Origin of the sequence: Rhodoferax sp. (assembly GCF_037143375.1) — a bacterium.
Classification (GTDB): Bacteria; Pseudomonadota; Gammaproteobacteria; order Burkholderiales; family Burkholderiaceae_C; genus Rhodoferax.
Genome location: NZ_JBAWYV010000016.1, coordinates 16,834 through 30,710, shown reverse-complemented (window position 1 = coordinate 30,710; position 13,877 = coordinate 16,834). Strand labels below are relative to the sequence as shown.

Here is a 13,877-nt window from a genome sequence, read left to right as displayed (position 1 = left end):
GCGTAAGCAGCTAGTATTTTTATAGCAAATTAAGTCCACTGATGCTTCAAGGAAATTCCCGCATGAACCCTGTATTTCGGCCCGCCATTAAGTTTTTTTCGCTTGCTTTGGGATTGGTGCTTCAAACCGCCTGGGCTGCGACACCGTCTGCCACCCCTTTGCCCCCGGTCGAGTTGTACGCGCCAAGCTCGTGCCCGCCCTGTGCTGGCTGGATCCAACAACTGCGCCAACGCGGTTTTGTGGTTACCCAGGAAGAAAAGTCGGCGGACGGCATGCGCCGGATCAAGCATTGGGTCAACGTGCCGTCTGCGCTGGAGTCGGTTCAAACCGCGCGTGTGGGCGGCTACTTTATTGAAGGTAGCGTGCCGGTGGAGGACATCCTTCGCTTGCTCAAGGAAAAACCAATGGCGCGCGGCTTGGCCCTGTCGGTTTTGCCGGGAGGTGGTCTGGCACGCGAAAAATACAACACGGTGTTCGTCGGCGCTGACGGGCAAACCAGCATTTACGTGCGTCATTAAGCCGGGCCTGCTGGCTTGGGGTGGGCTAGTCCGATTCAAGAGTCATACCGATATTTATAAGAAATACGGTTGTAGCCCCCGTCTTATAAGCGTGAACAGCTATTTTTTATATAGCAAGAAACATTTTCAATTTGCTTTGATAATTCGCCTTCCACCCGATTACTAATGGAGCATCCCGCATGAAACCAAGCACCGTGTCGCGCGCCGCCTTCCTGGGGTTGGCGCTTTGTCTGGCGCTCCAGACGGCGTGGGCTGATGAGCCACCCGCCACTCAGGGTATGAGTGAGTTGCCGATTCATGATGCCGCGCGCATGGGCACGCAGGCTGAGGTGTCGCAACTGCTGCGTGCTGCCCCGCAAAACCGGGATGCCCGCACGGCTTTGGGTGCCACACCGCTGCACTACGCGGCCATGAACCAGGACAGCGGACCGCTGAAGGCGCTGGTCACCGCCGGTGCCAACCCGAATGCGCGTGACAGCGAAGGCCGCACGCCGCTGCACATGGCCGCCTTTGCCACACGCACCGAGCACGTCAAGCTACTGCTGCAAGCCGGGGCCGACCCGCTGTTGAAAACCGAAGCCGGGCGCGATGTGCTGAGCATGGCGCGCAAGGTGCGTGCGGATGAAGCCGCCGGCGAAATTTCGCTCTGGATTCTCAAGGGCTGCAAGCCGGGGCGGCCTTGCTGATGCGCTACCCCCGTTTTCCTCAGGGTGTGTTGCTGGCGCTGGTCACCGTTGTGGGCTTGGTTCGACCTTTGAATGCGGCGCAGGCGGTGGCGGTCGAGGTCGCGCTGCCACCGGTGGTGGTGTACGCGCCGAGTCCGTGCTTGTCTTGTATTGATTGGGCCGAGCACCTGCGCCAAAACGGCTTTGTCGTGACGCTGGAGGAACAGCTGATCGCTGAGATGCCGAACATTAAACGCAGGCTCAAAGTGCCGCAGCCACTGGAGTCAGTCCACACGGCACGGGTAGCGGGCTACTTTATTGAAGGGCATGTGCCAGCCGAAGATATTCTGATGTTGCTCAAGGAAAAACCCAAGGCGCGCGGATTGGCGGTGCCGGGCTTGCCGGGTGGTGCGCCCGGGCGCGAGAGCTACAACCCGATATGCGACACCGCTTGCACCATTTTGGACAACGCGGGCCAAGAGCGCGATGTGCGGCGCGAAGCCTTCAACACCCTTCTGGTTGGGCCGACCGGTCGCACCAGCATTTACGCCCGTCACTGAAGGGCGCTTGCCGGCTTAAGAAGCGGGCACGCCCAGGCTTTCGGCATACAGCGATCGCGCCCATTGCAAGTCTTCGTCGCGGGGTTGTGGGTTGTCGTGCTGGCGCACCGCTTGCGTGATGAGTCCATCGCCACGCTGGCGGTATTGGGCGTCAATGATCAGTTGCTCAGCGGGGTCGGCATCGAGCCAGACATGGCAAATACTTTGCGGCAACGCCACGGGAGAGGGCGACTCGCCCCGGCTGTGTGCGGCGATTTGCAAAGCGGCAGCTGTACCCAGACGGGTGGCCACATGCGCCGTTTTGGGGTAGTAGCCAAACAGTGGCGACACCGTATCGATCAGGTCACCGACCAGGTACACCCGCTCATCCACGGGGGAGCGCAGACGCAGCGGATCAACACCGGCCCAACGGGTGGACTGACCTTGTGCGTTGGTGCCCAGCAGGCCGGTCTGCGCCACCAGTTTGCTGGCCTGCATCGGCGGCAACAATATCGCGTGTTTGAAGTGAATCTCGCCTTCGTCGGTGCTGAGCTTGCGCGCAAAGGGATCGATGGACAGTCCGTCTGAATGAGGTCGGTGCACGATCTGGTCGGCGTAGCGCTCGGCAAACAGATGGTTAAAACGGGGAATGCCGGCGCCAGCGTCAATCACCGTCAGCTTGCCCGGTAGGCGCTTGGTTTTCAGCCACCAGCCAATCAGCATGGCCCGTTCATAGGGCGCAGGCGGGCAGCGGTAGGGTGGCGGGGGGATGGTCATGACCAGATCGCCACCGCGAAAGTTGTCGAGTTGGCGCTTGAGCAGGTCGAGTTCGCTGGCCATAAACCCGGCCGGAAACTGTTCGCGTGTCTGCGCTGTGGCGCGGGTGTCATCGCCAAACCAGGCGGTGTAGTCGTAGTCAATGCCCGCAGCCAGCACCAACCAGTCGTAGTCAAATCGGCCTTGTGCCGTATGCACCTGGCGCAATGTGCGGTCAATAGTCTGGACGTCAGCGGCTACAAACCGGTAGCCGAGAACCTGTGCCAAGGCGGCCAAGTCGACCCGCGCCAGTCGCTCTGGCGTGCGGCCCACCAGCCAGGGGCTGCTCAGGGGCAAGGAGCGCAACTGAGGGTCGCGGTCAATCAGTAACACCTGCAGTTCGGGCGCGCTTTGGCGCAGCACACGCGCCGCACTCAGCCCGGCCCAGCCACCCCCGATGATCACGACTCGCTGACCCGCAGGACGCGTAGAGGCGCCGATGTTGCTGTCAGACGCGGCCAAGCCGTGCCAGGCCAACCCGGCGCTCCCTAGTGCGCCCAGCAGGGTGCGACGCTTCATTGCTTGGGCAGGTTCTCGTTCATGTCCAGCCAGCGCTGAATTTCTGTGACCATGTCTTTGACCGGCGCACCGTAGGCAAACTTGGTGATGCGTTGGCCGTCAGGTCCGATCAGAAACATGCCAGCGGTGTGGTCCATGGTGTAAATGTTGGCCGCCGCGCCAGGTTCGCGCACTTTTTCAAACTGCACCTTGAAGTTGTTGGCGGCCCAGCGCACCAGCTCCGGGCTTCCGGTCAGGCCCAGAATGCGCGCATCGAAGTTGTGGGTGTAGGCGTCAATCACAGGGCCGGTGTCGCGCTCCGGGTCGACGGTGATGAAGATCGGTTGCACCATTCGGGCGCGCTCGCCCAAGGCGGCCATGACTTGTTGCATCTCCACCATGGTGGTCGGGCAGACGTCAGGGCAGCCGGTGAATCCGAAGGTGACGAGTTGAAAACGGTCATGAAAATCTTCTGACATCACGGCCCGGCCGGTGCCGTTTTGCAACAGGTAGCGTGGCGCCGAACGGGGTGCGTCAGGCGCGGGCGCTGCTTCTGCGGCTTCGTCCATGATTTTGTGGCCGGTGTGGGCCAGGGCAGATCCGGTTGCGCCGGTGAGGGTGGCCAGCAACAGGGTCAGCAGACTGCGGCGAAGGTGAGTTGTGTTCATGTTATTGGGTTCCAGTGGGGGTGGTAGACGCTGCACCCGGTGTGGTGGCGGGCAGGCTTATTTTCAATTGTTGGGCGAGCATATCGAGTTTCGCCGTTAGCGCGGCGCTGCTGGGGCAGTCCGCCGAGCCGCCGATTTGCGCGGTGTAGCTTTGCTGGGTGCCTACCTCATAGGCGTTGCCAAAGCGCGCCGTTTTGGGGGCGTGCGCAATCATCAGGTTTTTGGCGCGACTCGCTACTTGCAGTTCTTGGCAAGCCAGCGCCTGGCCATTGACGAGCGCGAGGTCGCTGATGATTTTCAGGCCGCCGTCGTCGGCTGTTTGCGCCTGGGCGGGCGCCAGCAGGGCGCCGGCCAGTCCCAAGGCGAGGGCTAAGTGCTTAAGGTTTTTCATGGTCATATCTCCTGTAGGGGGTGCTCACATTCGGGGACGTGGGTCTTGCAGCACACGGTGCGGTGTAGAAAATGGGGCCAGTCGTTCAAGAAAGTCGAGCAATTCAAAGGCCGGTGTGTTCCTGAAAAAAGTGGCTTTCGGTGTTTCCATCCAGATTCTGTCAGCGTACAACAGTATTTCGTGGGGTGTGTCGCCAATTTGGTCATGATTTCGATCGAACCCCAGGTACTCATCCCAGCGGTTGTCGCTCCAACGGTTGGCGCTGCCGGTGCCGGGGGCGCTGATGGCCACTGTGGTCAGGTTGCTGTCAAAGCGGTTGTTGGTGAACTGGTGCCCACCCGCCTCACCATAAAAAAACAAACCGACGATGTTGTGGGCGAAGTGGTTGCCGCGAACGATCAACTGCCCACCGCCCTCAACCGGCGCATCCATCTTCATGCCGACCGAACAATGGAGGATGCTGTTGTTCTCAATCAGGCTGTCGTCGCTTTCCCGAATCACGATGCCACCTCCGCCATCGGTCAGCGCGTGGGCCACAAAGTTGCGTCGCAGCGTGATGTGTGGCGAATACAGGACCACGATGCCGGTGCCGGTGTAGGTCAAGCGGTTGTCTTCAATCAGCAAGCGGGGCGAAAAAATCAAGTGCATGCCGTAACGGCCATCGGTAAAGTGGTTGCGCAGCAGTTGGTTGTCGGGCGAGTTGATCAGGGTCAGGTCACGGCCCTGGGTGAAACGGTTGTCTTCAATGCGGTTGTGGTGGCTGTACCAAAGTCGCAAGGCGTCGCCGCGCAAACCGGTTGAAAAGGGCTTGCCCGTCACCCGGTTGCCTTTGATCAGAGTACGGTTGGATGCCTTGAGGTGGATGCCAAACAGCACATCTTCGAGGTCGTTGTTTTCGACCCGGTGCTCGTCACCTTGCAGCAAAATTCCGGCGTCAATGCGGTCGTGCGAGTCGCCGCTGCCACGCACGCGCAGACCACGCAAGGTCACGCCGTTGGCGTTCACGCTCAAAACGGTGCTGCGACCATCACCTTGAATCACAGCCTGGCCTGAGCCCTCAAGGGTCATCGTCCGGGTGATGCTGGCGGGGCCGGTGTAAACACCCGGCGCCAATTGCAGCGTGCCACCTGTGGGGGTGGCGTCAATCAAGGGTTGCAGGGCCTGCGCGGCGGCCAGTGCCAGCGGCATCCACAGTGCCCACAGGCAACCCAAGGCAATGGCGGCCAGTGTTTTCATCAAGAGCGGGCTGGGGGCGTGTTAAAGCCGCGAACACCAAAGGGCGCACGCATCAGCAAAACAAAAATCAACGCCCCACCGTTCATCAGCAAGGCGTACACCACGCTGGGCACGCTCATGGCAGGCGAGTGCAGCAATTGCACGCAGACAAAAATGCCCAAGGCCGAATTTTGCAAGCCGCATTCGGTCACCACGGCGATGCGGTCACGTCCGCTTAGTTTGAATTGACGGCTCAAAACCCAGGCACCCGTCAGGATCAAGCCATTGAGCAACAGGCTCGCCGGGCCAACGCTGGGCAGGTAATCCATCAGCACCTGGCGCTGGTCCCAGAAGGTACTGAAGACGATCAGCACAAACAAAGCGGTGGCCAGGCGCCCGGCCAGGGTTTCAAGGCGCGCGACCCGACCCGGTTGCCAGGCGCGCAAGGCCATGCCGGTGAGCACGGGCACGGTGGTCAGTAAAAAGATACTGCGCACCATGCTGCCCAAGGGGAATTCGACGCCCATCCCGCTGGCCATAAATAAGCGCATGGAAGCGTCCACCACCAGCGGCAAGGTCAATACGGCGGCCACGCTGGTCACGGCGGTGAGCGAGATAGACAGTGCCACATCACCGCGCGCCAAGTGAGTCAAAAGTCCCGAGCTGACGCCGCCGGGGCATGCCGCCAGCACCATCAAGCCGACCGCCATCACCGGGTCCAGTTGGAGCGACCACGCCACCCCCAAGCCCAACAAGGGCACCATGATCAATTGACCGATCAACCCTGCCAGCAAGGCGCGAGGACGCAATAAGACACGTTTGAAATCGTTCAGTTGCAGGGTCATGCCCAAATACAGCATGATGAACGCCAAGGCCAGTGGCAACAACTGCGACACCGTGGGCAAGGTCACAAAAACACCCCGATCGCCAGCAGCAGCGCCAGAATTAGCCCGACCTTGGCCGTGGCAGCGAGCAAGGCATTTAGCGATGCCGCCGAAGCGTCAGGGCGCAGGCGTTGCGTTAATTGAACGCTGTGCGGTAAGGCCAGCAACGACAGTAAAGCGCCGAGGTGACCCCGCGCCGCCAGCAGCACCGCCAGGGCATAAGGCGCCAGCATCATGGCGAGGTAGGCGCTGCGGGCAAGTGGCCGGCCCAACCGGGCTGCCAATGTGCGGCGGCCACTGCGCAAGTCGCCTTCTAGATCGCGGTAGTTGTTGACAAGCAGCACGGCCGCGGCGGGCAGGCCGAGCGCGGCCCCGCACAGCAAAGCGTTGAGCGATGGCGCACCACTTTGCAACCAATGGCTGCCCGAGACCGCGACCAAGCCAAAAAATACCAGCACAAACAACTCGCCCAAGGCCGTGTGCGACACCGGGCGCGATCCGCCTGAGTAAGACCAGCCCGCCAGCAAGGACGACACGCCGGCCAGCAAGATCGGCCAGCCGCCCAGATTCACCAGGTAGCAACCAATGACCACCGCCAAGCCGTAGCTCCACGCCGTGGCGCGGTGCATGGTGCTGGCGCTGACCCAGCCGGCAGCGGTCACGCGCAGCGGGCCCACGCGGTCGGGGCAGTCGTTGCCGCGCTCAAAATCAATCACATCGTTATGCAAGTTGGTGCCGATCTGGATCAGCAGCGCGCAAGCCAGCGCAGCCAGCAGTGCGGGCCAATGCCGCACGCTGCCATCCGCCCAGGCCAGCGCGGTGCCGAGCAGCACCGGAGCCACCGCAATGCTCAGGGTGCGTGGACGAATGGCGGTCCACCAGACTCGCCGCCCGGAGATGGAAAGGTTCATGGACGCGGAGTGAGATTCAAACGGCATGGGGTCGCGTTCCAAAATGCAGGCAGGCAATGCCAAACGACACGTTTTCCCAATGCACCTCCGTCAAGCCGGCTTGTTGCATCAGTGTGGCAAAACCAGTTTGATCCGGAAAGAGCCGGATCGACTCGATCAGGTACTGGTATGCCTGCGGCTCACCCGCCACCGCCGCACCGAGGCGGGGAATGACAAAGAAAGAATACAAGTCATAAAACGGGGCCAGCCAGCGGGCCGGTCTAGAAAATTCCAGGCAGACAAAGCGCCCACCGGGTTTGAGAACGCGCACAACTTCCGCCAGGGCCGTTGATAAATGGGTGGCATTGCGCAGCCCGAACGAGACCGTGAGCAAGTCCACGCTGGCGTCCGGCAGCGGCAGGTTTTCAGCTTCACCGGTGAGCCACGCCAAACCCTCGCTGCCGGGGCGCTGGCGCCCGACCTGCATCATGGCCAGACAAGGGTCGCAGACGGTGACTTCCCGACCCTGGCCTAACAGCAAGCGCGCTACATCGCCCGTGCCGCCGGCCAAATCCACCACCCGACCGAGCACGCCCGCCATGCGCTTGGCCAATTTGCGTTTCCAGAGGCGGTGAATGCCCATACTCATCAGGTCATTCATCAGGTCATAGCGCGGCGCCACGGCATCGAAAACCAGTCGAATGCGGGCTCGGCGTTCATCGCTGCTGACGGATTGATTGCCGAAGCTCTGGTCGATAGAGGCGTCGTTCTGCATGGGTCTATTTCAGGGCGAGTTCAACGGCCGCGTCGAGTTGGCTGCGCGTCATGGCGCCCATTCGGCTGGCCACCACCGCGCCTTGTTTGTTCAACACCACGGTAAAGGGCAGGCCCGCCTGGACGTTACCCAGCGAGCGCATCAGGTCTATGCCGGGCGAACGGGTCAGGAAAACCGGGTAGTTGATGTCGTAGGCACGGCCAAAATCCCGCACCGGTTCCGGGTTGGTTTCGATGTTCATGCCGATGACCTCGACACCGGTTTTTCGCAACTGCAGGGAGACCAGTTCCGGAATTTCTACCCGGCAAGGGGGACACCAGCGGGCCCAGAAATTGAGAATCATGGGCCGACCACGGTGGCTTTTGAAGGGGACGGGCTGGTTGTCCAGGTCGTACAGCGTGGCCGCAAAAAGGTCGGCGGGGTTGATGTGACCCGGTGCTTCGATTGTTAAGCCACCTTGAACGTTGGGCTGGTCTTGCGCGAGCGTGAGTGTGCTGGCGCACACCAGACCCAGCGCCAACAGGCCAGCGCCCCAAGCGTTTTGCATCAGGGAAGGTCTCCGCGGCGAAACAGCAGGAACCCGGTGAAGGCCGCACCAATGCCCAGCACCAGCGGGTAGACCAGCGCAAAAATCTTGTAACCCAAAGCGCCAAACAGATCCAGGATCACGTAGGCCGAGGGGCCGAGCACGATCAGTTGCGGGTCGAACATGGCCAGCGCGGCAGTGCGAAACACCTGCAGCGGGTTGGCCAGTGCCAGCGTGACGGCCAACTCCGGCGAGATCTTGCCTTGAATCATCACGCCCAGCAAGATCAGGTCCAGGAACAGCAGGAACGTGAGCCAGACCAGAAAAGCGGCACCCTGCGCCATGTCGGTGGTGCGCGCCAGCGATGAGATCAGCATGCCAATGCCGAGAAAGCAGGCCGCCATCACCGCCAGCAGTGCGGTGTAGTAACCAAAAATGCCCCAAGGCACCTCAATGCCCTGAATCAACGCAATCAACACGGCCAGCACCATGGCGCCAAACACAGGCAAGAAAATGACGATGTAGCGCCCCAAAATTTTGCCCCAGAACCAGGCCGCCAATGACACCGGCAAGGACAGCAAGTACTCATAGACACCGGCTTCGCGGTCGCCCGCCACAGAGCGCACAGTAGTAATCAAAACAAAAATGGGCAGGATCGCCATGGTCAACTGGATGTAGGTGACGAGCAAGCGTGACAGGCCAATGAAGCCCAGCACGCGCGATTCGGTCAGGCCGAATAAAAACAGCAGCGCCACGATGCCACCAAAGACCAGGGTGTAGATCAGGAACCAGCGCGCACGCAGGGATTCAACGATATCGAGTTTGGCGGTGAGCCAGAGTTGTTTCATGAGACGTATCTTGTTATTTGGGGAGGTCAGCGGGGCGGGCGCCCGGCTGGCAGTCGGCCGGCCACATGCCGGAAGTTTTTTGGCACATCGCCTCGAAAGCAACGGTGCCTGTCTGTGCTTGTGCAAAGGCCGCGTAGTTGTAGCCCATGGGCGAGGTTTTTCCTGCGAGGTAGTAGGCGCTGCGCGCATCCAGCCACTTCTCGCCTTGACTGTCAAAGTCGGCGACCCAGAAGCGGGTAGCCGCCTCTGTCATCCAGGGAAATTCTTTGAGTTTTTCGGCGCGCCAAGTGGTGGCGCAGCCGATGTCGTCAAACTTGAAAGCCATATTTTTGGGCCCACCGCGAAGCTGCACGGCAAAGCGGTGATCCGAAATGCTCATCTTGCAGCGGGTGCAGTTGTCGCGGTCCCACTTGAAGGGGACCATGCCTTCAGGCCAGTGGCCTTCGTCGCCGCAAGCAGTCAGCAAGGTTGCCAGCGGCGTCAACAAGAAACCATGGGCCAGCAGGTCGCGTCGCCTCATGGATTGATCTCGGTCAGCGAGACATGGCTGACGACCGCCACGTAGCGCGACACCATGCCCAGGAAGCGCAGGCGGTCAGGGCCGGGAATCTCGCCGACCCACTCGGTACCGGCGTCGTCCAGCGTGCGAAAGTTCCACAGCGCCAGCGCCTTGGCCAGGGCGGGCTCCGGATTCCGGGAAACGACGCGTCCGGTCAGCATGCCGGTCAGCGACACGTCTTCGGCAATGCTCTCATCGAGCACCACCTTGCCCATGTCGAGTTCCACCACGCGGTTGACCAGGGCCGAGACTTCGTTGATGCGGTGGCTGGAGATCAGCATGGTGGCGTTCTCGGCACGCTCTGCCAGCAACTCAAAGAAAATCTTGCGTGCTTGCGGGTCAAGGTTGGCGGCGGGCTCGTCCATGACCAGCACCTTGGCGTCTCGGCCCAGGGCAATGGCGATCAGCAGCTTTTGCTTCATGCCGCCCGATAGTTTGTTGAAGGGCCGCGCCAGGATGCTGTCGACCTCCAACCCCAACCGGATGGCGATGTCTAGCATGCGTTGGGGTTCGGTGTTGCACAGCGCCGCCGAGAAGTTAATCAACTGTCCTACGGGCATCTTGAGCGGGGGTGGCAGTTGCGGTACAAAGCCAATCAGGCCCAGCACTTGCGTGCGCTCAAGACGTGGGTTACGGCCCTGAATGAGCACTTCGCCATCGTGCGTGTATTCGCCCAGCAGGCAGCGGATCAGCGTGGTTTTACCCGCGCCGTTGGAGCCAATCAAGGCCACCCGTTCGCCGAGGCCGACTTGTAGTTCGATGCCGTCAAGAATGCGGGCGCGTCGAAAAGATTTACTGACTTGGTTAAATTTGATCACTGTGTTCGCCTGAGCGTAAAAATACCTGAGTGGCCCGGTCGAGCCACCCGATCATAGTAATTTGGAAAGGCCTTTGATGTCGAAATTAAGCGACCCTGTTGGGCAGACGTCAACGCACAGACCGCAGCGTGTGCAGTCAGGCCCGAGCGACACTTCGGTGTCCACAGCGCGGCCTTTGATCACGGTCTCCAGCACGTGCGGTACAAGACACACTTTTTTGCAATCGCCTTCGTGAAAGCAGCCATCCAGCGTGTACTTGATGCGCACTGGCGACAAGATGCCGACAACACCATAGGTCAACCCGATCGGACAGGCGTAGCGGCACCAGGCGCGCCGCGAGATGGCGACTTCAAACAAGAGCAGCGCAAACACCCACAGCAAGGCGAGACCCGGGCCGTAGATCAGTGCGCGTGACAAAATACCGGTGGGTGAAATGGCCTCAAAAACGGTATAGCCCGTACTTAGGGCTGCCAACGCAAATACGACCCAGAAGTAGGTGCGTAAACCACGACTCATGGCTTGGTCAGACACCAGTTTTTTGCTTGCCATCCAGAGGTGCAACTTCTCGGCCCATTCGGCCAGCAAGTGGTAGGGGCAAACCCAGGAACAAAAGGTGCGCCCGCCCAGCAGCATCCAGAGCGCCATGATGGTGAGGGTGCCAATCACCAGATTCACGATGATGTGCTTGTGTGCCAGCATGACCTGCAACGCTGAGTTCAGGTCGATCATGTGAAAACCGATAAAGCGCGATGCGGTGAGGGCACCTTCCAGAATCTGGATGTCAAAGCCGAACGACACGGCAAACAACAAGTTGGCCGCCACCAACACCGCCCAGCGCCGGTTGCGCCAGGTGTGGCCATGCGGTTTCTCGTGTGCTGCCATGATGGCGGCGCGCACCTCGACCTTGTTGGCCATGCGTTTGAGTTCATGCACCTTTTGCGCCCGCTCGGTGATCGCCGTGGGGCGTTTGGGTTCGCGCCCGAACATGATCGCGATTTGATCAAAAAAGCGCTGCCGCTTGACTGCTTTCTCGTCGTTCATAGCTTCCAGACCTCCCGGGATTCGATCACGATGCAGGCTTGTTCCGTCGGGCAAACCATCTCGCACACACCACAACCTACGCAGGGTTCATGCACCACCGGTTGACGTCGGATTTTGCCTTCCGATGTGGTCAATGTTTCAATAGAAATAGCACCACCCACCGGGCACTCACTCACGCAAAGATTGCATTCCTTGACATCGTAAGGATGGTCTGCCACCTTGATGGGTTTCCAGCGATTGACGTCCATGTAACGCATGCGCCCCTTGAAGTCTGCACCCTGCGCCTGGCCCTTAAACCCCTTGCCTTGCGAGGCAAGACAGGCTTCGGGTCGTGACAGGCGTGCAACACCCATGCGTTCTTTCAAGTTGAGCGTAGGTTCCGGGTCTTTTTCCTTGGCCTTAAGGATGGGTTTGGCTGCTAGAGCGGCACCCGCACGCACCAGTAAAAATCCTGGTTTTTCGTAGGCCAGCGAGCCGGTAGGGCAGGCCAGAATGCACTGAACTGCATCGCATGAAAAGTCACAAGCCTGCTGGCGCGGGTCGATGTAAGGCACGCCCACACCAAAGCCATCCACCAGATCGGCCAGCTTGATGGCTTGCACCGGGCACACTTGCACGCACTGGCCGCACTTGATGCACGAGCCGAGCAGGTCTTTTTCATCCAGCGCACCGGGGGGGCGCAGGCGTTTTCGTTGGGCATAGGCCAGCGGCAAGTAACCCGAAAGCGCCGCACCGAGCACACCGCCAGCGAGCAGCGCCGTGCGTAACCAGCGGCGGCGGTCCTGACGCGTCAAACGCGATTTGGTCTTGGGTTTGGCAGGCGGTTTTTCATCCGGTGCGGTATCAGTCATCCCTTGACTCCTTGGGGTTTGATGAAGCGCGGTTGTGTGTCCTTAAGCGTCAGTTCTGGCGTAGAGAAGGGTGCCAGTCGCTCCAGAAAATCAAGCAGTTCGAGCACCAGTGCGGTTTTGAAAAAACGCGCAGCGGGCAACTCGATCCAGATTTGATCAGCATAAGAATACAACTCGTAGGGGGTGTCGCCCATGCCATCATGGTTGCGGTCAAAACCCTGGTAGTCGTCCCAGTAATTGCCCCGCCATTCATTCAACCCCGTATTGCCTCGGCCCGCCTGCACTGCATTGGTCAGGTTGCCTTCAAAAATGTTGTCGGTCATGATGTTGCCGCCCAGTTCACTCAAGAGCTGTATGGCAATGCCATTAAAAGCAAAACGGTTGTTTTTGACCCATATTTTGCTGTCAGGCTCGAATGGTGACATGTCAGAGCCAATGCCTATGGCGCAGTAAACAATTTCGTTGTTGTCTATCAGAATATTGCTGGCTTCCTTGAAGCCAATGGCCATGCCGGTGGCGCCGGTGGCATGCGAGATCAGGTTATGTCGCACGGTTCCGCCATCGCCATACATGAAATAAATGCCCACCGCGTTGTCGATGAAACGGTTGTCCTCCACCAGGTTGTTTTTGGCAAACATGAAATGGATGGAGTAACGACTGCGCATGCCCAGGTTGTGGCGATAAACGTTGTCATTGGAATACCAGGCGACCATGTCACGGGAGTCGGTAACTTCATTACCCTCAATCAGGTTTCGGTGGCTGTACCACAGGCGAAGTCCGTCACCGCGCAAACCCAGTGAGAACGGTTTGGATTTGACCTTGTTGTTCTTGATGAGGTTGTCGTTGGCTTGCTTGAGGTCAATGCCATTCAGGCAGTTGTCGATAACGAGGTTCTCAATGGTGTTGCGGTGCCCCCGTACATCCAGACACGAATCGTCGGTGTCGTGTGAATCACCTGAGCCCGTCAGGTGCAAGCCACGTAGCGTGACACCATCGGTTTGCAATGAAATGACCGTGCCCTTGTCGCCAGCATCAATGGTGACCTTCCCGGCGCCTTCAATGGTCAATGGCTTGGTCAGTTCAACCGGCCCGGCGTAGTTGCCGGGTGGTGGGCGCAAAACCGAACCGGCTGGCGCCGCATCTACCAAGGCCTGGAAAGGCGCCAAACCATGAACGCGTGCGTGGCGCTCAGACAGGGCAAAGAAGGGTTTCGGTCGGTCAACGTTGACGCGAGGCGCCGTTGACATGTCCGCAGTGGCACCCGGTAGCCGCTGCTTGCCTGGCTCGTTGTCGGGCTCGGTGGTACGCGCCAGCAACAGCGACGACACCAGCAGCAAGGACGGTAACAGCGAGACCCAGCGTTTGTTTTTCATAG

Annotated in this window: 17 protein-coding genes; 3 read left to right on the top strand and 14 right to left on the bottom strand. The window is 59.9% G+C overall.

The features are described 5' to 3' along the window. The first annotated feature begins 62 nt into the window (after positions 1-62). From WCG50_RS04585 to WCG50_RS04575, 3 genes are all read left to right on the top strand, one after another. Positions 63-518, top strand: a complete 456-nt coding sequence (locus WCG50_RS04585; RefSeq protein ID WP_336898391.1) for a DUF411 domain-containing protein — start codon at positions 63-65, stop codon at positions 516-518. 179 nt (positions 519-697) lie between these two features. Further along, a complete protein-coding gene (locus WCG50_RS04580) occupies positions 698-1,204 on the top strand; it encodes an ankyrin repeat domain-containing protein (protein ID WP_336898390.1) in 507 nt (168 codons plus the stop codon). Beyond that, positions 1,204-1,743: a DUF411 domain-containing protein gene (locus WCG50_RS04575; RefSeq protein WP_336898389.1), complete on the top strand. Its 540-nt coding sequence runs from the start codon at positions 1,204-1,206 to the stop codon at positions 1,741-1,743. Before WCG50_RS04580 ends, WCG50_RS04575 begins: the two co-directional genes overlap by 1 nt. A gap of 15 nt (positions 1,744-1,758) precedes the next feature. Here WCG50_RS04575 and WCG50_RS04570 read toward each other — a convergent pair whose 3' ends face one another. Genes WCG50_RS04570 through nosD (WCG50_RS04505) form a run of 14 tightly spaced genes read right to left on the bottom strand, consistent with a single transcriptional unit; the run spans position 1,759 to position 13,875 of the window. Beyond that, positions 1,759-3,057, bottom strand: a complete 1,299-nt coding sequence (locus WCG50_RS04570; protein ID WP_336898388.1) for an FAD-dependent oxidoreductase — start codon at positions 3,055-3,057, stop codon at positions 1,759-1,761. Then, the gene (locus tag WCG50_RS04565) at positions 3,054-3,704 is read right to left on the bottom strand and encodes an SCO family protein (RefSeq protein WP_336898387.1); all 651 of its coding nucleotides are present in this window, start codon (positions 3,702-3,704) and stop codon (positions 3,054-3,056) included. The genes WCG50_RS04570 and WCG50_RS04565 overlap by 4 nt, the downstream gene beginning before the upstream one ends. Before the next feature lies 1 nt (position 3,705). After that, on the bottom strand, positions 3,706-4,095 hold the full coding sequence (locus WCG50_RS04560) for a hypothetical protein (RefSeq protein ID WP_336898386.1): 390 nt from the start codon (positions 4,093-4,095) through the stop codon (positions 3,706-3,708). Positions 4,096-4,119: 24 nt separating this feature from the next. Then, positions 4,120-5,331: a nitrous oxide reductase family maturation protein NosD gene (nosD, locus tag WCG50_RS04555; RefSeq protein WP_336898385.1), complete on the bottom strand. Its 1,212-nt coding sequence runs from the start codon at positions 5,329-5,331 to the stop codon at positions 4,120-4,122. Continuing rightward, positions 5,331-6,221, bottom strand: coding sequence for a bile acid:sodium symporter family protein (locus tag WCG50_RS04550; RefSeq protein WP_336898384.1), 891 nt, complete (start codon positions 6,219-6,221; stop codon positions 5,331-5,333). Before WCG50_RS04550 ends, nosD (WCG50_RS04555) begins: the two co-directional genes overlap by 1 nt. Continuing rightward, positions 6,218-7,105 carry a 1,4-dihydroxy-2-naphthoate polyprenyltransferase gene (locus WCG50_RS04545; protein ID WP_336898383.1) on the bottom strand — a complete coding sequence of 296 codons (888 nt, stop codon included), beginning with the start codon at positions 7,103-7,105 and terminating at the stop codon, positions 6,218-6,220. Before WCG50_RS04545 ends, WCG50_RS04550 begins: the two co-directional genes overlap by 4 nt. A gap of 16 nt (positions 7,106-7,121) precedes the next feature. Continuing rightward, entirely contained in the window at positions 7,122-7,859 is a 738-nt protein-coding gene (locus WCG50_RS04540; protein WP_336898382.1) for a class I SAM-dependent methyltransferase, read from the bottom strand. A 4-nt stretch (positions 7,860-7,863) separates the two neighbouring features. Further along, entirely contained in the window at positions 7,864-8,406 is a 543-nt protein-coding gene (locus WCG50_RS04535) for a TlpA disulfide reductase family protein (protein WP_336898381.1), read from the bottom strand. After that, on the bottom strand, positions 8,406-9,233 hold the full coding sequence (locus WCG50_RS04530) for an ABC transporter permease subunit (protein ID WP_336898380.1): 828 nt from the start codon (positions 9,231-9,233) through the stop codon (positions 8,406-8,408). The genes WCG50_RS04535 and WCG50_RS04530 overlap by 1 nt, the downstream gene beginning before the upstream one ends. 13 nt (positions 9,234-9,246) lie before the next feature. Continuing rightward, on the bottom strand, positions 9,247-9,753 hold the full coding sequence (locus tag WCG50_RS04525; RefSeq protein WP_336898379.1) for a nitrous oxide reductase accessory protein NosL: 507 nt from the start codon (positions 9,751-9,753) through the stop codon (positions 9,247-9,249). Next, positions 9,750-10,610, bottom strand: coding sequence for an ABC transporter ATP-binding protein (locus tag WCG50_RS04520; RefSeq protein ID WP_336898378.1), 861 nt, complete (start codon positions 10,608-10,610; stop codon positions 9,750-9,752). Before WCG50_RS04520 ends, WCG50_RS04525 begins: the two co-directional genes overlap by 4 nt. Before the next feature lie 51 nt (positions 10,611-10,661). After that, positions 10,662-11,651: a NapH/MauN family ferredoxin-type protein gene (locus WCG50_RS04515; protein ID WP_336898377.1), complete on the bottom strand. Its 990-nt coding sequence runs from the start codon at positions 11,649-11,651 to the stop codon at positions 10,662-10,664. Continuing rightward, entirely contained in the window at positions 11,648-12,502 is an 855-nt protein-coding gene (locus tag WCG50_RS04510) for a 4Fe-4S dicluster domain-containing protein (protein WP_336898376.1), read from the bottom strand. The genes WCG50_RS04515 and WCG50_RS04510 overlap by 4 nt, the downstream gene beginning before the upstream one ends. After that, positions 12,499-13,875, bottom strand: a complete 1,377-nt coding sequence (gene nosD / locus WCG50_RS04505; RefSeq protein WP_336898375.1) for a nitrous oxide reductase family maturation protein NosD — start codon at positions 13,873-13,875, stop codon at positions 12,499-12,501. Before nosD (WCG50_RS04505) ends, WCG50_RS04510 begins: the two co-directional genes overlap by 4 nt. Positions 13,876-13,877 lie beyond the last annotated feature (2 nt).